This window comes from Macrococcus sp. GL_134, from assembly GCF_057834705.1.
The window spans coordinates 1,273,393-1,299,372 of sequence record NZ_CM174409.1; the positions used below are offsets into that span (position 1 = coordinate 1,273,393).

26 protein-coding genes, 1 other RNA gene and 1 other annotated feature are annotated in these 25,980 nt (G+C 42.2%); all 27 genes read right to left on the reverse strand.

The window, feature by feature from the left end:
• Positions 1 to 13: 13 nt before the first annotated feature.
• The 27 genes from AC3IPL_RS06585 to AC3IPL_RS06715 all read right to left on the reverse strand — a co-directional run bounded on the left by AC3IPL_RS06585 (position 14) and on the right by AC3IPL_RS06715 (position 25,933).
• Positions 14 to 1,012: an ABC transporter permease gene (locus AC3IPL_RS06585; protein WP_489239985.1), complete on the reverse strand. Its 999-nt coding sequence runs from the start codon at positions 1,010 to 1,012 to the stop codon at positions 14 to 16.
• Complete coding sequence (locus tag AC3IPL_RS06590; RefSeq protein ID WP_489239987.1) at positions 1,005 to 1,934, reverse strand: ABC transporter ATP-binding protein; 930 nt, start codon at positions 1,932 to 1,934, stop codon at positions 1,005 to 1,007. The genes AC3IPL_RS06585 and AC3IPL_RS06590 overlap by 8 nt, the downstream gene beginning before the upstream one ends.
• 153 nt (positions 1,935 to 2,087) lie before the next feature.
• On the reverse strand, positions 2,088 to 2,858 hold the full coding sequence (locus AC3IPL_RS06595; protein ID WP_489242302.1) for a tRNA threonylcarbamoyladenosine dehydratase: 771 nt from the start codon (positions 2,856 to 2,858) through the stop codon (positions 2,088 to 2,090).
• A 95-nt stretch (positions 2,859 to 2,953) separates the two neighbouring features.
• Positions 2,954 to 3,141: non-coding RNA, 6S RNA (ssrS, locus tag AC3IPL_RS06600), on the reverse strand.
• Positions 3,142 to 3,192: 51 nt separating this feature from the next.
• On the reverse strand, positions 3,193 to 4,959 hold the full coding sequence (gene aspS, locus AC3IPL_RS06605; RefSeq protein WP_489239989.1) for an aspartate--tRNA ligase: 1,767 nt from the start codon (positions 4,957 to 4,959) through the stop codon (positions 3,193 to 3,195).
• Positions 4,960 to 6,222, reverse strand: a complete 1,263-nt coding sequence (gene hisS / locus AC3IPL_RS06610; protein WP_489239991.1) for a histidine--tRNA ligase — start codon at positions 6,220 to 6,222, stop codon at positions 4,960 to 4,962. It abuts the gene before it with no gap.
• A 299-nt stretch (positions 6,223 to 6,521) separates the two neighbouring features.
• Positions 6,522 to 7,373: an N-acetylmuramoyl-L-alanine amidase family protein gene (locus tag AC3IPL_RS06615; protein ID WP_489239993.1), complete on the reverse strand. Its 852-nt coding sequence runs from the start codon at positions 7,371 to 7,373 to the stop codon at positions 6,522 to 6,524.
• Positions 7,370 to 7,822 carry a D-aminoacyl-tRNA deacylase gene (gene dtd / locus AC3IPL_RS06620; protein ID WP_489239995.1) on the reverse strand — a complete coding sequence of 151 codons (453 nt, stop codon included), beginning with the start codon at positions 7,820 to 7,822 and terminating at the stop codon, positions 7,370 to 7,372. The genes AC3IPL_RS06615 and dtd overlap by 4 nt, the downstream gene beginning before the upstream one ends.
• Before the next feature lie 8 nt (positions 7,823 to 7,830).
• Entirely contained in the window at positions 7,831 to 10,023 is a 2,193-nt protein-coding gene (locus AC3IPL_RS06625) for a RelA/SpoT family protein (protein WP_489239997.1), read from the reverse strand.
• A gap of 95 nt (positions 10,024 to 10,118) precedes the next feature.
• Positions 10,119 to 10,640 (reverse strand): adenine phosphoribosyltransferase, encoded by a 522-nt coding sequence (locus AC3IPL_RS06630; RefSeq protein ID WP_489239999.1) that lies wholly within the window; start codon positions 10,638 to 10,640, stop codon positions 10,119 to 10,121.
• A gap of 15 nt (positions 10,641 to 10,655) precedes the next feature.
• Entirely contained in the window at positions 10,656 to 12,908 is a 2,253-nt protein-coding gene (gene recJ, locus AC3IPL_RS06635) for a single-stranded-DNA-specific exonuclease RecJ (RefSeq protein WP_489240001.1), read from the reverse strand.
• A gap of 154 nt (positions 12,909 to 13,062) precedes the next feature.
• Positions 13,063 to 15,354 carry a protein translocase subunit SecDF gene (gene secDF, locus AC3IPL_RS06640; RefSeq protein WP_489240003.1) on the reverse strand — a complete coding sequence of 764 codons (2,292 nt, stop codon included), beginning with the start codon at positions 15,352 to 15,354 and terminating at the stop codon, positions 13,063 to 13,065.
• Positions 15,355 to 15,433: 79 nt separating this feature from the next.
• Positions 15,434 to 15,712, reverse strand: a complete 279-nt coding sequence (gene yajC / locus AC3IPL_RS06645) for a preprotein translocase subunit YajC (protein ID WP_489240005.1) — start codon at positions 15,710 to 15,712, stop codon at positions 15,434 to 15,436.
• Positions 15,713 to 15,721: 9 nt separating this feature from the next.
• Entirely contained in the window at positions 15,722 to 16,861 is a 1,140-nt protein-coding gene (gene tgt / locus AC3IPL_RS06650; RefSeq protein WP_489240007.1) for a tRNA guanosine(34) transglycosylase Tgt, read from the reverse strand.
• A gap of 11 nt (positions 16,862 to 16,872) precedes the next feature.
• The gene (queA, locus tag AC3IPL_RS06655; protein WP_489240009.1) at positions 16,873 to 17,898 is read right to left on the reverse strand and encodes a tRNA preQ1(34) S-adenosylmethionine ribosyltransferase-isomerase QueA; all 1,026 of its coding nucleotides are present in this window, start codon (positions 17,896 to 17,898) and stop codon (positions 16,873 to 16,875) included.
• A gap of 2 nt (positions 17,899 to 17,900) precedes the next feature.
• Positions 17,901 to 18,914 carry a Holliday junction branch migration DNA helicase RuvB gene (gene ruvB, locus AC3IPL_RS06660; protein WP_489240011.1) on the reverse strand — a complete coding sequence of 338 codons (1,014 nt, stop codon included), beginning with the start codon at positions 18,912 to 18,914 and terminating at the stop codon, positions 17,901 to 17,903.
• A 12-nt stretch (positions 18,915 to 18,926) separates the two neighbouring features.
• Positions 18,927 to 19,511 carry a Holliday junction branch migration protein RuvA gene (gene ruvA / locus AC3IPL_RS06665; RefSeq protein WP_489240013.1) on the reverse strand — a complete coding sequence of 195 codons (585 nt, stop codon included), beginning with the start codon at positions 19,509 to 19,511 and terminating at the stop codon, positions 18,927 to 18,929.
• Positions 19,512 to 19,520: 9 nt separating this feature from the next.
• A complete protein-coding gene (locus AC3IPL_RS06670; RefSeq protein WP_489240015.1) occupies positions 19,521 to 19,967 on the reverse strand; it encodes an ACT domain-containing protein in 447 nt (148 codons plus the stop codon).
• Between the two features lie 8 nt (positions 19,968 to 19,975).
• Positions 19,976 to 21,265, reverse strand: a complete 1,290-nt coding sequence (gene obgE, locus AC3IPL_RS06675) for a GTPase ObgE (protein WP_489240017.1) — start codon at positions 21,263 to 21,265, stop codon at positions 19,976 to 19,978.
• A gap of 11 nt (positions 21,266 to 21,276) precedes the next feature.
• Positions 21,277 to 21,759, reverse strand: a complete 483-nt coding sequence (locus AC3IPL_RS06680; protein ID WP_290772080.1) for a Spo0B domain-containing protein — start codon at positions 21,757 to 21,759, stop codon at positions 21,277 to 21,279.
• Between the two features lie 105 nt (positions 21,760 to 21,864).
• Positions 21,865 to 22,149: a 50S ribosomal protein L27 gene (rpmA, locus tag AC3IPL_RS06685; RefSeq protein WP_290772078.1), complete on the reverse strand. Its 285-nt coding sequence runs from the start codon at positions 22,147 to 22,149 to the stop codon at positions 21,865 to 21,867.
• Positions 22,150 to 22,159: 10 nt separating this feature from the next.
• Complete coding sequence (locus tag AC3IPL_RS06690) at positions 22,160 to 22,480, reverse strand: ribosomal-processing cysteine protease Prp (protein ID WP_489240019.1); 321 nt, start codon at positions 22,478 to 22,480, stop codon at positions 22,160 to 22,162.
• A complete protein-coding gene (gene rplU, locus AC3IPL_RS06695) occupies positions 22,480 to 22,788 on the reverse strand; it encodes a 50S ribosomal protein L21 (protein ID WP_489240021.1) in 309 nt (102 codons plus the stop codon). The genes AC3IPL_RS06690 and rplU overlap by 1 nt, the downstream gene beginning before the upstream one ends.
• A 14-nt stretch (positions 22,789 to 22,802) precedes the next feature.
• Positions 22,803 to 22,874: a sequence feature (ribosomal protein L21 leader region), on the reverse strand.
• Positions 22,875 to 22,925: 51 nt separating this feature from the next.
• Positions 22,926 to 23,429: a rod shape-determining protein MreD gene (gene mreD / locus AC3IPL_RS06700; protein ID WP_489240023.1), complete on the reverse strand. Its 504-nt coding sequence runs from the start codon at positions 23,427 to 23,429 to the stop codon at positions 22,926 to 22,928.
• The gene (gene mreC, locus AC3IPL_RS06705; protein ID WP_489240025.1) at positions 23,429 to 24,283 is read right to left on the reverse strand and encodes a rod shape-determining protein MreC; all 855 of its coding nucleotides are present in this window, start codon (positions 24,281 to 24,283) and stop codon (positions 23,429 to 23,431) included. The genes mreD and mreC overlap by 1 nt, the downstream gene beginning before the upstream one ends.
• Positions 24,284 to 24,316: 33 nt before the next feature.
• Positions 24,317 to 25,438: a beta-N-acetylhexosaminidase gene (nagZ, locus tag AC3IPL_RS06710; protein WP_489240027.1), complete on the reverse strand. Its 1,122-nt coding sequence runs from the start codon at positions 25,436 to 25,438 to the stop codon at positions 24,317 to 24,319.
• 57 nt (positions 25,439 to 25,495) lie between these two features.
• Positions 25,496 to 25,933, reverse strand: a complete 438-nt coding sequence (locus AC3IPL_RS06715) for a DUF4930 family protein (protein WP_489240028.1) — start codon at positions 25,931 to 25,933, stop codon at positions 25,496 to 25,498.
• Between the last annotated feature and the right edge of the window lie 47 nt (positions 25,934 to 25,980).

Consider the following 25,980-nt stretch of genomic DNA (forward strand, 5'->3'; position numbering starts at 1 on the left):
GTCACTTCTTTTTTTAGTCTGCTACATCGCGTTTGATGAATACCCATAATGCGATGCCAAGCACGACAGCGATTGCGATGATATTGTAGATGAAGCTGAAGGTGTAAGTCATGTCATCGACAGGTGGTGCCCCCATATAATCCATGTACTGATTGAGCGACCAGTTGGCCGGCCAGATGAATTTTACTAACTCTGTCTTCTGGGCAACATAGCTGGTAATCAGACCACTGAAGAAGAACAGGCCGATCGTTATACCAAGTGAAATTGCTGTATTTTTGAATAGAACAGACAGCACGTAGGTAATAGTCGCAAAAATAACGACGTATATAATATCATTTGTCATCACTTTAAAGAAGAAAGGCCAGAAGTTCTCCATGTGATAAGTGCCTTCCATCATATTCGACACTGCATGCTGCGACGTTGGATTCATCTTGCCGGTAATCAAACCATTGATGCCGCCTATTGCATAAGCAAACAGGGTGAATGTAATAGAAATAAGCACAGCCGTCAACCATTTTGAGAAGAATATTTTAAGTCGTGACGCTGGTCTGATAAGCAGCAGCTTAATAGTGCCCTGCTGATGTTCACGGCTCATCAAGCCACTTGTGATGACGATAACCATAATGATGACAAAGCTGATAATGGATGAAGCGGATAGTAAGTTATCATATAAATTGTTAGCAGCTGGCGGCTGAACATCATTGTCCAGATAAAACTGCAGCCTTGGAATCTCTTGCTGCAATGTCGCCATCTTCGTGAATTCCTGCTGGTCAAAATTGTCCTGATTCTGACTAGTTAACTTGTTCAGTTCGTCGGACATATCTTTGATATCCGTCTTTACTTCCTGCTTCCAGTTATCATTTGAATAGACTCTGTTCATCTCTACACCCGTATCAAACGTTAAGGCGAAGAAGTTGATGATGAAAAATAAACCGACAATCATAGCCAGCATGATATACGTACTGAGGCGATTGAAATACTTGATCCATTCGTTACGTATTAAATTAAACAATGCCCTCACCTCCATCGTTTGTCAGTTCAAGGAAGCGTTCTTCAAGTGATTGTTTAGAGCGAACGACACCATATACATCGATATCCTGCTGCACTAAATCTCGAACGATACCTGGCACACTGTTAGACGGGCAAGTCACAGTGATCATCTCATGATTGATTTCAAATGGAAGCTCTTTATCAGTGAAATAGCTGACCGCCCGTTCCACTGGATAGACATCAAACTGATGCCGCAGATGATCATTTCCAGTAGTAGCAGTGTTGACATCTTCTATTCTAACCATCTGTCCATTTTTAATAATACCAAAACGATCGCACATCAGTTCCATCTCAGCAAGCAAGTGACTTGAAACAATGACAGACATTCCTTGTTCTTTGGCAAGCCGCCTGATGTAGTCGCGGATTTCACGAATGCCTGCAGGATCAAGACCATTTGTCGGTTCATCGAGAATAAGCACTTCGGGATTGTGAAGGAGTGCCTGAGCAAGTCCGAGACGCTGCCTCATACCAAGAGAATACTTCTTTACTTTGTCCTTGATACGATTCTCCAGTCCAACTAGTTTGATGACACGACGAATGTCTTCGTCAGTGATACCCTCCTGCATTCGGGCATACTGCTTCAGATTCTCTAGTCCAGATAAAAAAGGATATAATTCAGGATTTTCTACAATGGCGCCTATCTTTTTCATTGCTTCAGCGCGCTCGGTAACGACATTGTGACCAAGTATTCTGATGTCACCGTCTGTTGGTGTCGTTAATCCGACAATCATTCTGATTGTCGTCGTCTTACCAGCACCGTTCGGACCAAGAAATCCGAACACCTCGCCCTTTCTCACTTGAAATGTCAGTCCCTTGATAATCTGACGTTTACCAATATCTTTCCTCAGCTCATTGACTTCAAGACTATATGGTTGCTGTTCCACTCTATTCCCTCCTCTTGCCGTTGTTGACTTCATGTTCATTATACCTGTAAAACATTGATCAAGAAGTAAAAGGAGAGAATTTTAAGAAAAGTTTAAGAAAACGTTATGATCCATAACCAATCAAAAAAAGCTGGAACATGTCTGTTCCAGCCTTTATTGTCCTTTATCTTTAACCCGTCGGACAGGGATGTCTTTTAAGATATCATTGATGACATAGCTTGCACAAATCAGACCGACTACACTCGGTACGAATGCATTGGATGACGGCGGCAGCTGCGCTTTTCGGATAGTTGCATCCGGATTACCGACATAGGATTTCACGTCTTCTCTGATGACAATCGGACTTTCATCTGAAAATACAACTGGGATACCTTTTTTGATCCCTTCTTTTTTAAGGCGCGTCCGTATCACTTTTGCCATCGGATCCGTATGTGTTTTTGAGATATCCTCAATTTGAAAACGCGTTGGATCCGTCTTGTTGGCAGCACCCATACTTGAAATAATTTTAATTCCACGTTTCAGACATTCTTTCATCAGGTGAATCTTATAGACGATGGTATCAGAAGCATCGACGATATAATCGATATCATACTCAAACAGCTGTTCATAAGTCTCTTCTGTATAGAACATATGCATTGCTGTCACTTTGCAGTCCGGGTTGATCAACTTGATACGCTCTTCCATCAATGTCACTTTAGACTGGCCCACTGTTGTCGTCAACGCATGCAGCTGACGGTTGACATTAGTAATATCCACGTCATCCTTGTCAATTAATATGATATGTCCAATGTTGGTTCTTGCGAGTGCCTCTGCTGCAAAAGAACCGACACCACCGACACCTAGTACAGCGACCGTCTGACTGTTCAGCAGCTTAAGCCCCTCTTTACCATAGGCTAATTCATTTCTCGAAAACTGATGTTTCATCATTTCACATACTTTCACATGATATTATCTATATTTTATCACAGCAGTCAGTTGACTGCATAAAAAAATACACAGGACCGAAGTCCTGTGTATCGATAACATCCGACTGAGCCGTCATCTTAAAGTTGATTATTTTGGCCTGCTATATACAGGTGGGTGTCCTGTTTCTTACCTTGCACGTCCTAAAATATAGGCATGTGCTTAGTATGAAAACCTATTAGACTCCCTAATCAAAAGTGTTAGGTCAAAATAGAAAAACAAATGTCGAACTCTTCAGATATTCATCTTGTAGCTCTATATTATCATATTATATTTAAAATGCAACTATTTTTACTTAGTCAGATGTTTTGAGTGATAAATTTAATTCATCGAGCTGTCCCGTATCCACAGCACTTGGTGCATCAGTCAAAAGACAAGTTGCAGAGGCCGTTTTAGGAAATGCGATGACATCACGTAGATTGCTCTTACCTGCCAGCAGCATGACTAAACGATCAAGTCCAAGCGCTATACCACCGTGGGGAGGCGCACCGTATTTGAAGGCATCCATTAAGAAGCCGAACTGTTCATATGCTTCTTCTTTACTGAAGCCCAGTGCTTCAAACATCTGTGCCTGCACTTCCTGATTATGAATACGGATAGAACCGCCGCCAAGCTCAAAGCCGTTCAATACAATGTCATATGCATTAGCCTGAACATGTTCTTTGTCAGACAGCAAGATGTCGAGATGTTCTTTTTTTGGAGCAGTGAACGGATGATGCGCAGCAAAATAGCGGCCGGCTTCCTCGTCATATTCAAATAATGGCCAGTCCGTCACCCATAGGAAGTTGAACTGATCTTCTGCAATAAGATTCAAATCTTTCCCCAGCTTATTACGCAAGTTGGCAAGTGCCGCATTGACTATACTCGTTTTATCAGCCACAAACAACACAAGGTCACCAGCTTCTGCTTCTGTTTCAGCGATTAGATCAGCTGACGTGTTGTCATCAAAGAATTTAGCGATGGGTCCATTCAAACCTTCCTCAGTCACTTTGACCCAGGCCAGACCTTTTGCCCCGTATACTTTGGCATAGTCCTGCAGCGCATCGATATCTTTTCTTGAATACTTGTCGGCTGCACCTTTTACAGCAATGGCTTTGACAGAACCGCCATTATCAACTGCTTCTTTAAATACTTTGAAGTCCATCTGAGCTGCAAGTGTATTCAATGTCTTAAGCTTCATATCGAAACGAGTATCCGGCTTATCGATACCGTAATCACGCATGGCTTCTTCATAAGTCATGCGAGGGAAAGGTAGCTTGACATCAATACCTTTCACTTCTTTCATAATGCGTGCCATCATACCTTCATTCATACGCATCACATCTTCCTGATCCACAAAGCTCATCTCGATATCGATCTGAGTGAATTCAGGTTGACGGTCAGCACGTAAGTCTTCGTCGCGGAAACATTTGACGATTTGATAGTATTTGTCAAATCCACCAATCATTAACAGCTGCTTGAATATTTGCGGGGACTGAGGCAGTGCATAGAACTCTCCTTCATGTACACGGGATGGTACGAGGTAATCACGCGCTCCTTCCGGTGTTGACTTAGTCAATACCGGAGTTTCTACTTCATAGAACCCGGATTCATCCAAGTAATTGCGCACTGCACGTGTCACTTGATGACGCACTTTGAACGTGTTTGCCAGTGATTCACGGCGCAGATCGAGATAGCGATATTTCAATCTAATATCTTCAGCGACATCAACATCTGACTCAATCTGGAACGGCGGTGTTTCAGATTTGTTGATGACCACGACTTCACTGACCTGCACTTCAACTTTACCTGTTTTCAGCTTAAGATTGACAGCTGATTCGTCACGAGCAGTTACTTTCCCTTTAACTTCTATCACATATTCAGAACGCAGCGTTTCAGCAGTTTGAAGTGCTGCAGCTGAGAAGTCGGGATTGAATACGACTTGTACAATACCTTCTCTATCTCTTAAATCGATAAAGATCAGTCCACCTAAATCTCGACGTCTCTGTACCCATCCTTTCAGTACAATCTCCATTCCAATATAGTCTTCAGTCACCAATCCGCAATAAGTCGTTCGTTCCATTTATCGTCTCTCCTTTATATATGCTGTCATATTTTCTAGTGACAGTTCTGTTTCATTGCCTGTCGCCATTTCCTTCAGCTTCACTTGATTTGTCTCAATTTCATTTGAACCAAGGACAACTGTGTATTTAGCATGGAGACGGTCCGCCTGTTTGAACTGTCCTTTCACTTTGCGTTTCAAGTAATCCATGTCGCAGCTGATTCCTGCAGTTCTCAAATCTGCCAAGAGTTTCAGTCCATGAGCTTCTGTATCCGGCATCGTTACAACAAACAACTCAATCGGTTCCTCTACCTCAAGTTCAATTCCTTCTGCTTCAAGTGCCAGCAGCAGTCGTTCAATACTGAGCGCGAAACCGATTCCCGTTTCACTTGGTCCATCAAGCATTTCAAGTAGTCCGTTATAACGACCACCGCCGCATAACGTAGTAATCGCTCCGAATCCTTCTGCTTCACTCATCATCTCAAATGCTGTATGCGTATAATAATCAAGTCCTCTGACAAGACTTGCATCCTCCACATATGGAATTCCTAAAATATCTAGATTTTTCTTAACTTCGTCATAATAGTTTCTGGAATAATCATTTAAATAATTCGTGATTTTAGGTGCTGTCTTGACAGACGGCTGATCTTTATCCACTTTGCAGTCCAGAATACGCATGGGATTCGTATGAAGTCGATTTTGACAGTCCTGACAGAAACCATCGATATGCGGTGTAAAGTGTTCAACGAGCGCCTCTTTATATTCTTTTCGTGAGTCCATATCACCGATTGAATTAATGACAAGCTTCAATGATTTCAACCCAAATGAGCTATAGATATGATACAGCATGTGCAGCACTTCAGCATCAATCGCAGGATTCTCAGCTCCGATAGCTTCAACACCAAACTGTACAAATTGACGATAACGTCCTTTTTGTTTGCGCTCATATCTGAACATCGGGCCCGTATAATACAATTTCACCGGTTGATTTGCATCACCATACATCTTATTCTCTATATAGCTGCGGACCACTGCAGCAGTGCCTTCAGGACGCAGTGTCATGCTGCGGTCACTTTTATCTTTGAAAGTGTACATTTCTTTTTGTACGATATCTGTAGAATCACCGACACCTCTTGAAAATAAATCTGTACTTTCAAACATCGGCGTTCTAATTTCCTTATAATTATAATCAGCCGCAATTTCATTTAATTTCGATTCAACATATCGCCATTTAGGCGTGTCCTGCGGAAGTATATCCTGTGTTCCTCTCGGTATATTGATCATCTTTACAAACCTCCTTAAAATAAAAAAAGCCCTTATACGCAATTGCGCATAAGGGACGAATAACCGTGTTGCCACCCAAATTGATACATGATGTATCCACTCTTAAGGACAAGTATCGTTTGTCTGACGGTTCTACTTTTCATAGAACAACCTCACCTGTTGTTCACAGTCATATGCTCCTCATCTACTTTCAGCAGCTGTAGATGTCTCTAATAAGAAAACAATATAACTTTGACAGGTTCAAGCGGTTTTAATCTGTAATTAAGTTCATCTTACTTCTTCACTGTGTTAAAGTCAAGCTAATAAAGAAAGTAGTTTCTCAAACCATCGACAATCGATGTGGTCACCAGCTGTCGGTAGACTTTGTCGTTCATCATCGTTTCATCGGTAGGATTACTGATATAACCGAGTTCAAGAAGGACAGCAGGGATTTTAGTCTGGCGAATGACTTGAAAATCCGCCTGTCTCACGCCTCTATCTGATAGTAATGTCTTGTCGCTTATCGATTGGTGCAGTGTATCCGCTAGAGACTTCTGCGATTCATTATAGTAATACACAGTCAATCCGTGCGGAGAGCTCTCTTTAAGCGCATCGCTATGAATACTGATGAATGCATCCGCCACGCCTTTACGGTCCTTCAGTTTGACATAGTCATCTGTATCACGCGTCATTAACACAGTTGCTCCTTCTGCCTTTAATTTATCGCGCAGAATCAATGCGGTCTGTAAAGTCACTTCTTTTTCGAGCGTGCCTGTGCTGCTGCTTGCCCCCTGGTCAGAACCGCCATGTCCCGGATCCAGCAGAATGGTCTTTCCTTTAAATGGATTTTTCTGAACAACTTTGTCCTGTTCTATATCAAGAGTTGTGTGCCAGCCAGCGATCCATCCTTTTCGACCCTCTTTGTCTTTGACATAATACCATTTTTTCTGATGGTCTATAATATCAAAGCGGTCACCTTTTTCTACTGCATAAATCGCAGGATAAATGGCCTGGGGTCCTGTTCTCAGTGATGAATTTTCAATCATCGACAAACGTTTCGGTTCCTCACCTCGGCTGGTGAATAGATTAAATAACAATAGTGCCACTATAATACCAGCAATCAAAGCTATTACAATATAAACCGGTGTCTTCAGTTTACGTTGACGGCTCATTGAATTTTACCTTCCGCCGCTTCATATATGACAGTCACTGGACCATCATTGATCAATTCAATAGCCATCATGGCGCCAAAATCTCCTGCTTTGACTGCAATACCTTCACTTTCAAGAAGTCGATTGAATGTCTCGTAATAAGTACGTGCCATGTCCGGCTTCATAGCACGTGTGAAACTCGGCCGGTTCCCTTTTTTGACGTCAGCGTACAAAGTAAACTGTGAAATCGATAAGATCTCCCCCGCAGCCTCTTTAATGGAAAGATTCATTTTTTCATCAGCATCCTCAAATAATCTTGCATGAGCGATTTTTTTCGCCATCACTGCAAGATCCGCTTCAACCGTATTTTCACCGATTCCAACCAACAGCAGCAAGCCATTGCCTATTTCATTATAAATATCTGCGCTTTTCACAGACGCACGTTTCACTCTTTGTAATACTACTTTCATCATACACCTCAGTTCCAGATTCGGGTCACAGTGTAGATATCACTCAACTGCTTTATTTTTTCTACTACTTTATAGATATCATTGACATTTTTGACCATGATACTGATATTGATTTTAGCGCGTTTATCGATGTCTGCACGACCACTGACCTGCACTAATGCAATTTTTGTGGCATTGACTGCCTGCAGTACTTCATTAAGAAGACCGTTTCGGTCATAAGCTTTGATCTCAAGATCGACTTGATAAGTTTTGTTAGAATTCGTCGATTCAACCCATTCCACATCAATGATACGTTCTGTCTCATCTTTAATGTTCGGACAGTCTGTACGATGGACTTTGACACCGTGTCCTTTCGTAATATAACCGACAATATCATCCCCGGGCACTGGATTGCAGCACTTTGATAGTTTAATCAGCATATTGTCCATGCCTTCAACATACACACCAGATTCTGTCTGTATATCTTTTTTGATGTTCAGCGATTTATTGACTTCCTGGACTTGATTAAGTGCCTGCTCTTTTTGCTTAATACGCATTTTTTCAGTCATCTTTGCTACGACACTGCCTGCACTGAGACCGCCGAAACCGACCGCTGCATAGATATCATCCATATGCGAAAATCTGTATTTATCCATTAAGACATTGAAGTTTTCAGCTGTCAATATTTCGTCGGCTCTGAATCCCTGCTCTTTGATTTCAGCTTCAATCATGAACTTTCCTTTTTCGACATTGCTTGACCGGTCCTGCTTTTTGAAGAAGCTGCGAATTTTACTTTTCGCACTGGAAGACTTGACGATCTTCAACCAGTCTCTACTTGGACCATAGGAATGTTTCGATGTTCTGATTTCAATAATATCACCGGTATTAAGCTGATAATCAATCGGTACGATTTTACCGTTGACTTTGGCGCCGATCATTTTATTGCCGACTTCACTATGGACAGCATACGCAAAATCAATCGGTACAGCGCCGAGCGGGAGTTCTACGACATCACTTTCAGGAGTAAAGACATACACTTTGTCACTCTGCAGATCGTACTTCAGAGATTCCATGAATGCTTCCGCATCCATCGATGTGGAGTCCGTCTCTTCAATCTCCTTGATCCAGTTCATTTTACTTAAGTTTTTGGCTTCGTCTGTATTGACTAAGTTTTTACCTTCTTTGTATGCCCAGTGTGCAGCTACCCCGTGCTCTGCAATTTCATGCATTTCAAGTGTCCGAATTTGAATTTCAAGAGGATCACCGTTTGGACCGACAACAGTCGTATGTAATGACTGATACATGTTCGGCTTAGGCATGGCGATATAATCTTTGAATCTACCGGGCATCGGTTTCCATAATGTATGTACTAATCCGAGCACTGCATAACAATCTTTAATAGAATTAACAATGACACGTATAGCGAGCAGATCGAAAATTTGATCGAACTGCTTTTTCTGTTTGACCATTTTACGGTAAATACTGTAAATATGTTTAGGCCTGCCCGAAATATTGCCGTCAATACCGGTAATCCGCATCTCATGTTCGATATTCTCAATCGCATTATCGATATAAGCTTCACGTTCACTCCGCTTCTTCTTCATCAGATGAACAATACGGAAATATTGAATACTATCAATATAACGCAGCGAGATATCTTCAAGTTCCCACTTGATGGTGTTGATACCCAGTCTATGAGCAAGCGGCGCATAAATTTCCAATGTTTCCTTGGCGATTCTCACCTGCTTCTCGTGCGGCATGGCTTTCAGCGTCCGCATATTATGTAACCGGTCAGCGAGTTTCACTAAGATGACTCTGACATCTTTAGCGATGGCGATAAACAATTTACGGTGATTTTCCGCCTGCTGCTCCGCTTTGGATCGATATTTTACTTTTTCAAGCTTAGTGACCCCGTCAACAATAGCAGCTACTTCCTCGTTGAACATATTCACTAAGTCTTTATACGTATAGGGTGTATCTTCTACTACATCGTGTAGAAACCCAGCCACTATCGTCGGGCCATCCAGTTTCATCTCTGCAAGAATTCCTGCGACCTGAATGGGATGCATGATATAAGGTAATCCATTTTTTCGAAACTGGCCTGCATGGGCTTCTTCTGCCAGCATATAACTCTTTACTACAAGCTGATAATCGTCATCTGTTAAATAGGCCTTTGTCATTGCCAGGACATCATCGACAGTGTACGGATATTCATTATTCATGCCTTCACCTCACTTGTTTAATAATGTTAATATCATACTACATATTTTATGATAAATAAACATATGAAAAAAAGAATAATACAGCATCCGCTGTATTATTCTTCTTCGTATGAAACAAGTGAAAGTACGTCATAACCTTGCAGCTTTTCCATACCGTTCAAGTATTTTAAATCGATAATAAACGCAATCCCTGCAACGATACCGCCTAATTCTTCGACTAATTTAATCGTCGCTTCAATCGTACCTCCTGTAGCGAGCAGATCATCCGTAATCAGTACACGCTGTCCAGGTTTGATGGCATCTTTATGCATCGTCAGAACATTGGATCCATATTCCAGGTCATATTCATAGCGGATGACTTCACGCGGCAGTTTGCCTTCTTTTCTGACAGGCGCAAAACCGATACTCAAAGCATAGCTTACCGGGCAGCCGATGATAAAGCCGCGCGCTTCCGGACCGACTACTACATCGATATTCTTTTCCTTGGCAAAACGCACGATTTGATCCGTAGCATATTTGTATGCTTCTCCGTTATCCATGATCGTCGTAATATCTTTGAAACTGACGCCAGGAATCGGCCAATCTGGAACTTCTGAAATATATTGTTTTAAATCCATAATGTCCTCCTAAGACTAATTCATTTTTTCTAATATCAGTGACTTCACTTTGTCAAATGATGAGAATAACAGCAGCTGTTCTACCTGCAGTTGATGATCACGCTGCTGATACGACAGAGCTGACGGAATTTCTACTTTGCCGGCAGTTAAATTGAGTTGATAAGTCTCACCATCGTGAGTAGCTAGTCCCAGTTCAGTCATCACTGTCAGCATGAACAACAGAACATTCGGCGATACATTCAACCGCTGTGTAAGAGTCAGTCCGTCCCGCACAAGAACAACAGGGCTGTTGACCATCAGTTTGTACAATGCTCTGAACTTATCGAGGCTCGGCATACCTTCGAAGTAGACTTGATTGACTTCATGAAAGATCACAAAGATTTGACTGGCTGTCGAAGACTTCATCGTCTCATAGAATGCTTCAAGATCTGCCGGCAGATCTCTCAAAACAATTTTATCATGTCCTGATATATTCTCACCATAAAAATAATATTTACTGCCATTCTTTTTTCGGTTGTTGTTAATCAAGTATATAACCGGCTCATTTTTGAGAAATGCAAATGAGTTCTGATGCTGGTTACGATAATCTACCAATCGAATTTGATCAGATACCATGTCTTCCATCATTAATTGCGGAGAGACATGGCCGTTCCATTCATTCAATTGAAACTTTCCGCACACATCTACAGTCGTGCCTTCAGGATAGTCATGAATGAGTTCGCCGGCTGACCATTTCAGCACATTCAGCTGATTATCCAGCGTCATTTTCAGATGCGCTCCTTGTTGTCCGATGGCTTTGATCTGAGTGATCGTCGCACCTTTCAAACTAAAGACTGGCTGAGGATTATTCGTGCCGAAAGGTCTCAAACGGTCCAGTTGATGAATATTATCCACCGTCACTTCTTCCATGGTCACCTCTGCATCAACAGCGATGACCGGAGTCAGTTCATGGTTCACTAAATAATGATTGAGTCTGTCATTCAACCGACTTTCGAGAGTCTCGACATTGTCAAGCGCCATAGTCAGACCGGCTGCCATATGATGACCACCGAACTTCGTGAGCAGTTCTATTTCAGCGTTAAGATAGTCATACATAGATACTTGAGGAACACTTCTTGCAGAACCTTTTGCATATCCTGCAGCATTGATATTCAACACAATGACCGGCATATAATAGCGCTCGACAAGTTGAGACGCCACGATACCGAGAACACCTTCATTCCAGTCTTCACCTGCCACGACAAGAAAATTATATCCCCTCATCACTTTATCTTCCGCAATGACGAGCGCTTCTTTCACAATATCTTCGACAATCTGTTTTCTTTCAACATTCAACTGATCAACCTGCTCCGCCAGAAAAATACAGGATTCCATATCTTGTTCCATTAACAGTTCAGCGGCTGGTCTCGCATCATCCAGTCGACCGACCGCATTCAAGCGCGGGCCGATCAAAAAGCCGATTGTTTCCTCTGTGATTGCACCACTATGCTTAGCTACTTGCAGCAATGCCTTAATACCGGCCGGCTGCTGCTGATTCAGCTGACTGAGTCCGAGCTTGACCAGCATCCTGTTTTCACCGGTCAACGGCACAAGGTCACTGACCGTACCTATCGCTGTGAATCCGAGCAGTTCCGGAAGTTCACGTCCAAGAAGTGCCGTTGCAAGTTTATAGGCAACACCGACTCCTGCTAAATCAGGACAAGGGTATTCACCTGCTGGATGAGCAGGATGGATGACAGCGTAAGCATTAGGAATGGTCGTTCCTATTTCGTGGTGGTCTGTAATAATGACATCGACACCAAGTGATCGAGCCACTTCTACTTCATGATGACCTTTGATTCCGTTATCAACCGTAATAATCAAGCCGACACCTTCGTCAGCTGCATACTTAAATGCCGCTTCATTAGGGCCGTACCCTTCTGTAAAACGGTTTGGGATATAAAAATCTGTCATTGCACCCAGTTGTTCAAGTGCATAAGTCAGAACAGTGACACTTGTTACGCCATCCGCATCATAATCCCCATAAACTAAAATAGGTTCATCTGCTGCAACAGCTTGATGAATACGCTTGACTGCCTCGTCCATACCATACATGAGAAAGGGGTCGTGAACATTGCCATCCGATAATAAGTCTTCTATCTGGCTGCGTTCAGTGATATTTCTAGCAGCCAGTACTTTCTCAACTAAAGGAGTGATTTTAAATGTCTTGATCAGAGAAGGGTCGAGTGGTGCATCACTACCCATCACCCATTGTTTTTTTACAGTCATATACATCCTCCTGACCGTTTTATTATACATGAGCTGCACCTTCAACTCAAAGTTATCACGCAGCGATTCATATTTTTAATTTCATTATCATTAGAGCGATCAAAAAAACCGTCATAATCATATGACGGTTAACAAGTATGTGACAAATCAGTTGTTATACGTAAATTTTTTCATCATTTTTTACTTTTTCTTCGTATACAGTCAATCGGCCGCCATTATTTTTAAGCTGGCGTTTTTTTAGAATACCCCATAATGGAACAGCGATGAATATCGAACTGAACACACCGGATAGTAAACCGATAAGCAGTGCAACGGAGAAGTTGAAGATACTTGGGGCACCGAGTACAATCAATGCTACGACAACGATAATGACAGTCAGCACTGTATTGATCGAGCGCGTCATTGTCTGTCTGATTGAGCTGTTGACGATTCGGTCAATCTGTTCCGGTGCAGTGATCACTTTCATTTTATGAAGATTTTCGCGCACCCGGTCAAATGTCACAATAGTATCATTGATAGAATAACCGATGATTGTCAGTACCGCTGCAATAAATGTCATATCCACTTCAAATCTGATGATGCTGAAGACAGCGACAATCAAGAAAGCGTCGTGAAGTAATGCCAGTACTGAAGTTAACCCCATCCGCCATTCGAAACGGAACGTCACGTATAGAATAATGCCCAGTGAAGCGATCAATGTTGCAATCATCGCATTTTTTGCCAGCTCTTTACCGATAACAGGCGATACTGTATTGACATTCGGTTCGAATCCATATGCATCATCTATCGCTGATTTTAAGTCCTGAATTTGATCTTTAGACAAAGCCTCTTTGTACTGGACAACCCCATTTTCATTATTGGTTCCAGCTAAAGTCACGTTGTCAGTCGGCAGATCAATGTCGTCCAACGTCTGTTTAAGCGCTGCTACTTTAATCGGCTGCTCACTCTTCACATCGACACGTGTACCACTGGTGAAATCAATCCCTAGATTCAATTTGAATATTGCAAGAGAAGCTGCACCAAGAAGAATCGTGATCAGTGAAGCAATCAATAGGGGTTTCGCAAGTTTGACAAAGTCAATCTTATCCCATTTTGAATGAAGATCGTGAACATCAATTCCTTCATTCAAATCATGACGATTGGAAGGTTTGACACCGAACCAGCTGAATTTATCTTTGAACATATTTGAATTGACCAATAGCGATAATAACAACCGTGTAAAAAATACTGATGTGATAAAACTCATAAGTATCGCAAGTAACAGCATCGTCGCAAAACCTTTGACGCTGCTGACGCCGAAGATGAACAATACAAGCGCTGCAAGCACTGTTGTAATATTGGCATCAAAGATCGTCAGGAATGAGGATTGAGACCCTTTTTGATAAGCCTGTTTAATACTGCGGCCGATCTTCAATTCATCTTTTATCCGTTCATACATGATGATATTGGCATCTACTGCCATCCCAACACCCAGTACAAGCGCAGCGATACCAGGCAGCGTTAACACACCGTTAATTAAATTGAATGCCAGGAGTGTCAAATAAATATAAGCTGAGAGCGTAATGACCGCTATTAAACCAGGCAGCTTATAATACAACACCATGAAGAGAAAGATAATTCCTACACCTATCGCTGAAGCAAGCAGCGTCTTTTGCAGCGCATCCTGGCCGAACTGAGCCCCGACTGATGTTGAATAAATTTCATCCAGCTTAACCGGCAGTGAGCCAGCATTCAGAAGATCCGCGATGTTTTTAGCTCGTTGCAGCCCATCTTCACCGTTAAATCCTCCGGAAATTTCCACATCACTGGAGTTGATCGGACCACTTACAGAAGCAGCACTTACATATTTCGGCTCTTTGCCTTCCTGCTCCCGTTTAACTTCTGCTTCATAACTATCTTTACCTTCTTCAAAGTCCATCCAGATAACCATGATGTTTGGATTCATTTTAGAGACTTTGTCAGTCACTTCTTTGAATTTATCTGCGGATTTCAATTTCAATAAGACATTCGGTTCATTAGTATTCTGCTTGAATCCTTGTTTCGCTGCCCCTTGGACTAAATCTTTACCGGAGAGCAGCAGTTTATCGTTCGCATCACGAATAGTGAGGTTGGCACTTGTCGACAGAATGTCACGTGCTTCATTCTGGTCTTTGACACCTGCTAACTGGACACGGATTCGGTTGCCTTCCTCGATTTGAATTTTAGGTTCAGAGATCCCAAGGACATTGACGCGTGATTCCAGTGTCTCACTTGTCGCTTTAACTGCTGTATCATCAATTTTATCGCCCTTTTCAAGCGGTTTTACTTTGTAAAGTACTTCAAAACCGCCTTGCAGATCCAGTCCGAGATTAACATCTTTCATAATGTTTTTAGCTGTTACCCCTATCAATGTGAACAATAGGACTGTAATCAGTACAAGAGCAACAATTCTACTACGCTTTTTCACACTTTCACCTCTTAATAATCAGTCGCATACAAAAATATGACATTATCATATCACAGTTGATCCAGATGATTACAATAATTTATGACGGTCTTGTAGATTTTACAGCTTCTTTGTCCAATGTCAGTTCATGACCTTTACTGTTGACAGCGATGGTCACTGTTTTAGTGTCCACTGAACGAACTGTTCCGTGAATGCCGCCGATAGTGGTAATCTTATCCCCGCGTTTTAAACTTTGCATCAACTGCTGCTGAGATTTTGCACGTTTCTGTCCCGGTCTGATGATTGCAAAATACGCGACCAGCAGAAGAACGAGTAACGGTAGAATATTTAACAGTATAAATTGAAATTGATCGTTCATAGTAGCCTCCTAGAAGTTTTTTGGGTTTTCAACATTCAAGCCATAGTTTTCGAAGAATTCTTCTTTGTAATCAAGAAGTCTGTCATGACGAATCGCGTCACGTACTTCTTCCATCATATTCAATAGAAAATGCAGATTATGGATCGTCGTCAATCTGATACCGAATGTCTCATCTGCTTTAATTAAATGACGAATGTAGGCTTTCGTATAATTTTTACATGTATAGCAGTCACAATGTGGGTCAAGCGGCGTGAAATCACGCTCGTACTTGGCATTTTTGACAACCACACGTCCCTGTGATGTCATGCACGTTCCATTACGGGCAATTCGTGTCGGCAGTACACAGTCAAACATATCGATACCACGTATAGCCCCTTCTATCAGTGCATCGGGAGAGCCGACCCCCATTAAATAACGAGGTTTATTAAACGGCATCAACGGTGTCGTGTGTTCCAGCATGCGATACATCACGGGTTTGGGTTCACCGACAGATAAGCCCCCGATGGCGTATCCAGGGAAATCCAGTGATACTAAATCTTTAGCACTCTGCGTACGTAGATCTTCGTATTCACCGCCTTGAATAATACCGAACAGTGCCTGATCCTCTGGTCTTTGATGTGCCTTCAGACAGCGTTCCGCCCAGCGGGATGTCCGTTCTATTGAATCCTTGACGTACTTATACTCGGCAGGCATCGGCGGACATTCATCAAATGCCATCATGATATCAGAGCCTAAATCATTTTGAATCTGCATCGCTTTTTCAGGACTTAAAAATAATTTTGAACCATTTAAATGATGTCTGAAGTGGACGCCTTCTTCTTCGATTTTACGCATATCACTTAGACTGAACACTTGAAAACCACCCGAGTCAGTCAGTATCGGCCCATCCCAGTTCATGAACTGGTGGAGTCCTCCTGCTTCTTTGATGACATCATTACCTGGACGCAGCCAGAGGTGATATGTATTACTTAATATAATCTTGGCGTTCATTGCCTTGAGTTCTTCCGGACTCATCGTTTTGACTGTTGCTTGAGTTCCGACCGGCATAAACATCGGTGTCTCGAACGATCCGTGCGGTGTATGGACAATTCCGAGACGTGCCCCTGATTGTTTACATGTTTTTATATGTTCATAAGTTACAGCTGGCATAATAATCTCCTTTAATAGATGAACATGGCATCGCCAAAGCTGAAGAACCGATATTTTTCTTCGACAGCCTGTCTGTAAGCGTTCAGCACATGTTCTCTTGTTGATAAGCTGGAAATCAGCATCATCAATGTTGATTTCGGCAGATGAAAATTGGTAATCATCGCATCAATCCCTTTAAATTCATAACCCGGATAAATGAATATATCAGTCCAGCCGGATGTTTCTTTAAATGTCCCTTCAGTTGACGCAATCGTTTCTAACGTCCGTGTTGAAGTTGTACCGACCGTAATAATGCGGTGACCCGATGCTTTTGTTTGGTTGAGCAGCGCTGCGGTCTCTGCAGTCATTTCGTAGTATTCACTATGCATATCATGCTCTTCTACATTGTCGACACTGACTGGTCTGAAAGTGCCGAGACCAACGTGCAGTGTAATATAGGTGACATTGACGCCTTTATCTTTAATCGCTGTCAGCAGCGCCTCAGTAAAATGAAGTCCGGCAGTGGGTGCTGCAGCAGAACCCAGTGCTTTAGCGTAGACTGTCTGATAACGCGACTGATCTTCCAGCTTCTCCTTAATGTACGGAGGCAGCGGCATTTCACCCAGTTCTTCAAGACGTTCCTGCAGAATGCCATCATATTCAAGCGTCATAATTCTGCCGCCTTGGGCCAGGCTTTCTCTGCACACTGCTTTCAGCTTTCCTTCGCCAAAAGAAACGACTGTTCCTTCTGTGATTCGTTTAGCAGGTTTGATCAGCACTTCCCAGTCATTATCTTCAAGCTGCTTCAGCATGAGCATCTCTACTTTAGCGCCTGTTTCCTCTTTGATGCCAAACAGACGTGCAGGCATCACTTTAGTATCGTTCAATACCAATGTATCTCCCGGCATTAAATAATCGATAATATCTTTGAAGTGTCGATGTGACACGTCACCTGTCTCTTTATTCAACAGCATCAGACGGCTGGCCGTACGGTCTAGAAGCGGCGTCTGAGCTATCAGTTCTTCAGGTAAATCAAAATCAAAATCATTTACGTTCACAGTTATTTCCTCTTTTCGTTACGATACGGATAGTTAAAATGTTCATATGCGAGCGGTGTCGCCTGCCGGCCACGCGTCGTGCGTTCTAAAAAGCCTTTCTGGATAAGAAACGGCTCATAAACGTCTTCAATGGTTACGCGTTCTTCACCGACACTCACTGCTATTGTATCAAGTCCGACAGGTCCGCCATTATAACGTTCAATAATATTCGTCATAATTTTATGGTCGATGTGATCCAGCCCGTGCTTATCGACTTGCAGCATATTCAAAGACTGCGTTGTTGTCGCGACTTCAATATGCGCTTCGCCGTTGACTTGAGCAAAGTCACGAACGCGACGCAGCAGCCGGTTAGCGATGCGGGGTGTCCCACGGCTTCTGCTGGCTATTTCCGCTGCAGAATCAGCATCGATAGACACGTCAAATACTTCTGCAGTCCGTGTAATGATTTCCATTAAATCCTGGTCATCATAATAATCAAGACGTAGATGCACACCGAATCTATCACGAAGGGGTGCTGATAAGCTGCCTGCACGCGTCGTTGCACCAACTAAAGTAAAGGGTGGCAGGTCAATTCTAATACTTCTTGCTTCCTCTCCCTTACCGACCACAATATCAAGGCAGAAATCTTCCATTGCAGGATAGAGAATTTCCTCTACCACACGGGACAGCCGATGAATCTCATCTATGAACAACACATCGCCTGCATTCAGTGATGATAAGATAGCTGCAAGATCTCCCGGACGTTCAATAGAAGGTCCTGATGTTGTTCTGATGTTGACGTCAAGTTCATTTGCGATAATGTTAGCAAGGGTCGTCTTGCCGAGTCCCGGCGGTCCATAGAGAAGGACATGGTCCAGAGCTTCATTTCTGAGTTTAGCCGCCTGAATAAAGATGTTAAGGTTGTTCTTCAACTTATTCTGACCGATGTATTGATGGAGCAGTGTCGGACGCAGCTTAAGTTCATTGTTCGCTTCCTCTAAATCCATCAGCGTATCATCCATCATCCGTTCTTCCATTCTATCACTTCCTTAAGACACTAATATCTGCAAGCCGCGTTTGATGTTTTCATCTACTTCTTTAATTTTTTCAGCTTTCAGTTGTTTCTCCACTTTAGCGAGTTCACGACTTGAATAGCCGAGTGCTTCAAGTGCCAGCAGTGCTTCAGCCACTGAATCATTTTCTTCATAGTCATCAAAGAGCGCTGATTCATCGACAATCAAGAGCTTACCTTTTAAGTCGAGAATGATTTGTCTTGCTGTTTTCTTGCCGATACCAGGAAACTTAATTAAATAGGCTTCATTTTCCTGCTCAATGGCTTGTTTGACTTCATGCGGCGTGCTGGTTGCAAGAATCGCCAGCGCTGATTTCGGACCGATACCCGTCACTTTGATCAGCGACAGAAACAATCCTTTTTCCTCCTCAGACTGAAAACCATAAAGCGTATGTGCATCTTCTCTCACGATGAGCTGAGTGTATATTTGCAGCTCATCGTTCAGGAATTTCTGAAAGCGGTAAGGGTTAGGTGTCAAGCACTCATAACCTATCCCCCCGATATCTACAACGACATGCGTCGGGTAGATTTGATTAAGTGTCCCCTTTAAATATGCGTACATAGCTCCTCCTTACATAGTCACCCCTATTAACTGTACTTGATTGACACCATCGAGCTGCTTCAACTGATCCAGCAGCCCGTTGATGGTCGCATCCATAGAGGTGGCATTTAATGTCATCGTAATCGTTGTCTTGTCTTTGATCGGCAGACTTTGGTGGATGGTGAGCACTGAACCTTGTTCTAGTGCGATAAACTCAAGGACACGACTTAATAATCCGACCGTATCATCGACATGGAGCAGAATGGTCATATGACGTTCTGACGATGAATCATCAACCGGAAAAATAGTGTCCTTGTATTTGTAAAAAGCACTGCGCGACAAATCAAAGCGTTTGACTGCGTCAAAGATAGCAAGGTGCGGCTCATTATCAAGAAGTTCTTTCACTTTCAATGTCTTCTTTATAGACTCAGGCAGCACGTCTTCTCTGATCAAGTAATATTTCTTGTTATCGGCCATACAGTCACCTACTCTACGAATTCAAATTCCCCGCGTAAAATCCGGACGATATCGCCGTTTTTAGCACCACGGGCGCGCAGCGCATCATCGATACCCATCGTCCGCATTTGACGGGCAAATCGTCTCACTGCAGCATCGCGGGTGAAATCTGTCATCTTGAACATCCGTTCAATGGCGTTACCGCTGACGACGTAAGCACCATCGTCATCACGTGTGATTTCAAAGTGATCTGCTGATTTCTCATGTTTGTACATGACACGGTGAACTGCTGTATCTTCATCATCAAGATCATAGTCCACATCTTGAGTGGCATCAAGTAAATCTGCTACGCGGTATAACAATGTATCGATATTTTGATAAGTCGCTGCACTCAGTTCAATGATTTCAATATCATCACCGACTTCTTCCTTAAACAGCTCTAAGTTGTCATCAGCACCAAGCATATCCATTTTATTAGCCACAACGATTTGTGGTCGTTTTGCGAGCTTGGCGTTATACTGCTTTAATTCTTTGTTAATCGTCACATAATCCTCATAAGGATCACGACCATCTGTCCGTCCCATATCAATGATATGAATGATTACCCGTGTGCGCTCAACGTGACGCAGGAACTGGTGCCCTAGACCGACACCTTCAGAAGCCCCTTCAATCAGACCCGGCAGATCCGCCATTACAAAGCTGCGGTTATCCTTCGTCTGTACGACACCGAGATTCGGTTTGATTGTTGTAAAATGATAGGCACCGATTTTAGGTTTGGCCTTTGACACGATAGATAATAATGTTGATTTACCGACACTTGGGAAGCCGACCAATCCAACATCTGCCATCAACTTAAGTTCCAGTACTACTTCGATTTCCTCACCCGGCTCACCGTTTTCACTGAACTCCGGTGCGGGATTCGAAGCTGAGGCAAATCTCGAGTTACCTCGGCCACCACGGCCGCCTTTTGCGACCACTGCCTGCTGGCCGTGCACCACAAGGTCAGCGATGACTTCTTCAGTCTCAGCATTTTTGATGATGGTGCCCGGTGGTACTTTCAGTATTAAATCTTTCGCACCTCGCCCGTGCATATTACTCGTTTGTCCATTTTCACCTTTATCTGCTTTGAACATCCGCTGGAATCTAAAATCGAGCAATGTTCTTAATCCTTCGTCTACTTCGAAGATAACGGAAGCCCCTTTGCCACCGTCACCACCTGCAGGACCGCCTAACGGTACATATTTCTCACGTCTATAAGCCACAATGCCGTTACCACCGTCGCCTGCTTTTAAGTTAATTTTGACCTGATCGACAAACATCTGTACACCTCTTATCTATTAATTTTAAATGCTGCTGTTATCATATGGTCGCTGATGACCCAGTCAAAAGCTTCATCACCCTGTACATCACTGTAGTCTCCACCTGATAGAATAAAATGGACGTCTATCGTCTCTTCTTCATCAAAAAGTTCGATTTCAATGAGCTGCTTATATGCAGCAGGAATCGTTGCTATAAAACTCATCCACCGGTCAAACTGTGAAGTTACAAAGGCATCACTGGCAGCGTCACCTTTAGAATTCACTTCAAATCTCCAGCTGTAACGACTGGCTGTTGTCTGATAATTGACAACCGCCTCAAGAAAAGCAGGCCATGGCAGCCGGAATAACTGCTGTTCTTCATGGACTCTTTGAGTCCACCGCTCTGCTGCCGCTTTTGCCTGTTCATAATGTCCTAATTCAAGGTAACCATTGATCAGCTGCAGTTGATTGCTGACATCATGTTTCGCGCGTAAATAAATATCGACTGCTTTCATTATATTCTCCTTTAAGACATTATAACAGAAGACTGTACGACTGGGACGAACACTGTATCAAAAAGAAAAGCACTTGAACATGATGTTCAGTGCTTTAATGTGTTATTATTTTGCTTCAGCGTACACAGAAACTTTTTTCTTGTCACGACCGAAACGTTCGAATTTTACGACACCGTCAATTTTAGCGAATAGAGTATCATCTCCACCACGACCTACGTTTTCACCAGGGAAAACTTTAGTACCGCGCTGACGGTATAGGATTGAACCACCAGAAACGTATTGACCATCAGCACGTTTAGCACCTAAACGTTTTGATTCAGAGTCACGACCGTTACGTGTAGAACCTACCCCTTTTTTCGATGCGAAAAATTGTAAGTTTAATTTCAACATGAGTTACACCTCACTTAAAGTTTAGTTTTATGAACTGACCATATTCATCAGCAATAGTTTCCAAAGAAACAATCATGGACTGAATAATCAGCTGAGCTTCGTTATTATTTAAATCTATCACACGGAATTTGAAAAAGCCACCATCATGTGCATAATCGATATCCGGGCGTTCATCTGTCAGTCCAAGAACAGCATTCATACTGCCAAATACAACAGCTGATGCTCCAGCACATACTAAATCCTGACCATGTGGTGCAGAATCGGCATGTCCAGTCATCTCAAAATCAGTGACTCTCCCATCATCGTTGACAGCAATGGTTACATTAATCATTACGCGTTGATCGCTTCAATAGTTAAACGTGTATAAGGTTGACGATGACCTTGTTTACGTTTGTAGTTCTTTTTAGGTTTGTATTTGAATACAGTCACTTTTTTACCGCGGCCGTGTTTTTCAACTTTCGCTGTAACAGTAGCACCTTCAACAACAGGTGAACCTACTTTGACTGATTCTCCACCCACTAATAATACTTTGTCAAAAGTGAACGTCGCACCTTCTTCTGCGTTAATTTTTTCAACCCAGATTGTTTGACCTTGCTCTACTTTTACTTGTTTTCCACCAGTTTCGATAATAGCAAACATACTTGCACCTCCTATAATATTTTAAGTCACGCCGTCTACAGGTGGATTACTCACTTGGACCTGCAGTCGTGCGGTTGTATGTAGCTATAAACTACTCAACTTAAATATAGTACCATCCTAATTTTAAGAAGTCAACTTTATTTATACGTCCGTTCCAGCGTTTTTAAGATGAGCGGAAAGATCAGTACAATCAGCAGTAAATTCATTAAGCTTGAAGGAATTCCATGAAGCCCTAAAAACTCAAAAATATTCATCGCTGAATCCGTCAAAATGATGTGCATCACATAGAAGACACTTTCAAATAACAGGACAAATATGAACAGCAGACCTATCATCACAGCAATATCTTTGTAAAACACTTTGAACAACTGATTCATCATGATGATGAAGACGATATAGCTGAATGTATATATCCCGTACACAGTGCCCAAATATATATCCGATACCAGCCCAAAAAAGATTCCGAGTATGAGAGCGACTGTCGGATTTTTATATACTGTCAGCATCAATAAATATAAAAACAGCATATGACTCGTAAAATGAAACGACTGACCGAACCATTCAATCGGCATCATCGTATTGATCAGTGTATCAAGATAGAAGAGCGAGAGTGCAATCAGTGGAATAATGACAAACTGCATTAACTGTCACTTCCTTTTGCAGCGGTCGGGCTCTTTTTAGCGATATACACTTGTGTAATATCATTTAAGTTGGCTGCTGTTTCAACATAGGCCATCTGACTTAAACCATATTCATCATTTTCTACTTTTTTGACTTTGCCAATCAATATCCCTTTAGGAAATTGACCGCCTAATCCACTTGTAATGACTTTTGTTCCGACCTTCACTTTGACATTATTCTCAATATCACTCAGAACAAGAAGATTTTTGCTGTCATCATAATGGTCGATCATTCCGAATATTTCAGTACCGCCCTGCTGCAGAGAAACACTGATTTTACTGGCTTTTACACTGGACGATATCAGTTCAACCTGACTTGAGTATGCATTGACTTTTTTAATGCGGCCGACAAGCCCGTCATTTGTAATGACCGCCATATTTTCTTTGACCGCTGCCGATTCCCCTTTATTCAGAATGAAAGTATTCATCCATTCATCTTGATTTCTAGCAATAATCGTCGCTATTTCAGGGTCATATTCCGAGATGCTGTCCGTGTTAAGCAGGTCCCGAAGTTCCTTATTCTCTTTTTCAAGGCGATAATTATCTGCTTCGACTTGATTGAAGCCTTTGATTTTGTCTTTGAGTTTTCTATTTTCTTCAACTGCATCCCACATATTGACGACATTGGATAAATTGTGTGAGATAAACAATGCCGGATAGGATACTATACGCTGTCCTAATGCTGCTGAATCCCCGACAATCTGCTCAGGGACAGACGTATTTCTTTCTCTTAATGATAGACCGACAAGCATAATAAAAATAATCAGTCCAAATAGAACAAAAACGAGTTTGTTCCGACTGTAGAAATTCGGCAAGCTAAACACCTCATTGAGTTTAATCTTTAGTAGTTAAAGAATACCATATTTTAATTTTAATCGAAGAATTTTTTCGATATTTTTATCGAGTTTCTCTTCTTTAATCAGGCCCTGCCGAACACTTTTCTTTATTTCTTCAACAATATAAGGGATGTGCTGCGTATCTGAACCGATAAGGACCATCGTGTTTCCTGCCAGCAAAGCACGTTTGACTGCATCCAGCTGACTGTAACTTTTGGCTATCGCCCCCATCGATAGATCATCAGTCACAATCACCCCGTCGTAGTTCATATCATGGCGCAGTAAGTCAGTGACGATGACTTCTGATAATGAACTCGGCAATGAATCCAGCTGCTGCAGCTGAATATGAGACACCATGATCATATCCAGTTCATCTTTCAGTGCAGCAAATGGTCGAAGTTCAACCGCTGTTAACCGGTCCATCCCGTGATTGCTGACAGGTAAAGATTCATGTGAATCAACAAAAGTATCACCATGTCCTGGAAAGTGTTTGCCACTTGTAACAATTCCGGCATCCATAATGCCTTGATTGAATTTACCGGCCATCTGCGTCACTTGTTCAGCGGTCGTACCAAAACTTCTATCGCTGATGACCCGATTGGCGGGATTGGTCCAAATATCAAGTACGGTTGAGAAATCAAGATTGAAGTTCAGTGATTTCAGTGTTTCACCCGTCCATCTTCCACGGTTGTACACCAACTGTTCGTCTCCTGTGCCGGCCAGATGATAGGCACTTTCTGTATTGCCGAGCTCGCTCGGCAGCCGGTTCACTCGTCCCCCTTCCTGATCTACACCTATGAAGAGCGGAATATCACGCTCAGTCTGCTCAATCTGGTGATTCAATGCTGTCACTTGGGAGACTGTTTGAATATTCCTCTTGAACAGAATGACGCCTCCCAATTTACGATGTGCCATAGCTGCCAGTTCTGAAGTTAAAACAGTGCCATCAAAACCGATGATCAGCGATTGATATATTTTTTCCTCAAGCGTCATGTCTTCTATAATCAGATGCGTTAAATCAACAGATGGCAGTTTCCTATAGCTTAGTTTGTCATGATATTGAGTGTTATCATAGTGATTCTGACATCCGGTCAGAACGCTCAATAAGACAGTAATAATGATGATACGTTCCATATGTTACTCCTCAATAAAAAAAATAATTATCCGAAGATAATTATTTTTAATATAACATTAAAATGATGATTTTTCCTGTAAACTTATTTGCTGACCGAGTTGATTCAACTTACTCTGTAAATCCTCTTCTGAATCGAATAATGTAATAGTCTTGTCCCCGAAACGATACAGAATATAATCATCATTCCGCTGTGCAATTAAATAATCATCATTAAAACCAAGTCGAGATAACCCCGAAACATCCATAAATTCCTGCTTATCCATGAAATCAAAAACATTTTTCACTTGAGTCAACGGAATATTCTTAAACAGTTCATTATCTTCCAGAGAATAGTGGGTCTCGTTCTGCATCGTTTTTGATATGTCGTGCGTCTTAAAACTATCCATTCCCGGTATATCACCTTTGAATACTATTACTATTATAATCGCCGCGAGCAGCGCAAGCAGAATCATTGTACGTATCACTCGAATCATTAGTCTGAATATCAATTTCATCTATTTCACCTCTGACACTACTATACAAAATGATACGCCGGCTGACA

Coding starts and splice junctions, on each gene's coding strand:
- mreD (WP_489240023.1), bottom strand. CDS start 23,429: ATGCAGTTTGTCATTATTCCACTGATTGCACTCTCGCTCTTCTATCTT.
- aspS (WP_489239989.1), bottom strand. CDS start 4,959: ATGGAACGAACGACTTATTGCGGATTGGTGACTGAAGACTATATTGGA.
- obgE (WP_489240017.1), bottom strand. CDS start 21,265: ATGTTTGTCGATCAGGTCAAAATTAACTTAAAAGCAGGCGACGGTGGT.
- rpmA (WP_290772078.1), bottom strand. CDS start 22,149: ATGTTGAAATTAAACTTACAATTTTTCGCATCGAAAAAAGGGGTAGGT.
- ruvA (WP_489240013.1), bottom strand. CDS start 19,511: ATGTACGCATATTTAAAGGGGACACTTAATCAAATCTACCCGACGCAT.
- AC3IPL_RS06670 (WP_489240015.1), bottom strand. CDS start 19,967: ATGGCCGATAACAAGAAATATTACTTGATCAGAGAAGACGTGCTGCCT.
- AC3IPL_RS06615 (WP_489239993.1), bottom strand. CDS start 7,373: ATGAGCCGTCAACGTAAACTGAAGACACCGGTTTATATTGTAATAGCT.
- AC3IPL_RS06630 (WP_489239999.1), bottom strand. CDS start 10,640: ATGGATTTAAAACAATATATTTCAGAAGTTCCAGATTGGCCGATTCCT.
- recJ (WP_489240001.1), bottom strand. CDS start 12,908: ATGACTGTAAAAAAACAATGGGTGATGGGTAGTGATGCACCACTCGAC.
- AC3IPL_RS06680 (WP_290772080.1), bottom strand. CDS start 21,759: ATGAAAGCAGTCGATATTTATTTACGCGCGAAACATGATGTCAGCAAT.
- rplU (WP_489240021.1), bottom strand. CDS start 22,788: ATGTTTGCTATTATCGAAACTGGTGGAAAACAAGTAAAAGTAGAGCAA.
- yajC (WP_489240005.1), bottom strand. CDS start 15,712: ATGAACGATCAATTTCAATTTATACTGTTAAATATTCTACCGTTACTC.
- hisS (WP_489239991.1), bottom strand. CDS start 6,222: ATGATCAATATACCGAGAGGAACACAGGATATACTTCCGCAGGACACG.
- AC3IPL_RS06595 (WP_489242302.1), bottom strand. CDS start 2,858: ATGAAACATCAGTTTTCGAGAAATGAATTAGCCTATGGTAAAGAGGGG.
- dtd (WP_489239995.1), bottom strand. CDS start 7,822: ATGAAAGTAGTATTACAAAGAGTGAAACGTGCGTCTGTGAAAAGCGCA.
- AC3IPL_RS06715 (WP_489240028.1), bottom strand. CDS start 25,933: ATGAAATTGATATTCAGACTAATGATTCGAGTGATACGTACAATGATT.
- tgt (WP_489240007.1), bottom strand. CDS start 16,861: ATGCCAGCTGTAACTTATGAACATATAAAAACATGTAAACAATCAGGG.
- AC3IPL_RS06625 (WP_489239997.1), bottom strand. CDS start 10,023: ATGAATAATGAATATCCGTACACTGTCGATGATGTCCTGGCAATGACA.
- AC3IPL_RS06690 (WP_489240019.1), bottom strand. CDS start 22,480: ATGATTAATGTAACCATTGCTGTCAACGATGATGGGAGAGTCACTGAT.
- ruvB (WP_489240011.1), bottom strand. CDS start 18,914: ATGGAAGAACGGATGATGGATGATACGCTGATGGATTTAGAGGAAGCG.
- nagZ (WP_489240027.1), bottom strand. CDS start 25,438: ATGGAACGTATCATCATTATTACTGTCTTATTGAGCGTTCTGACCGGA.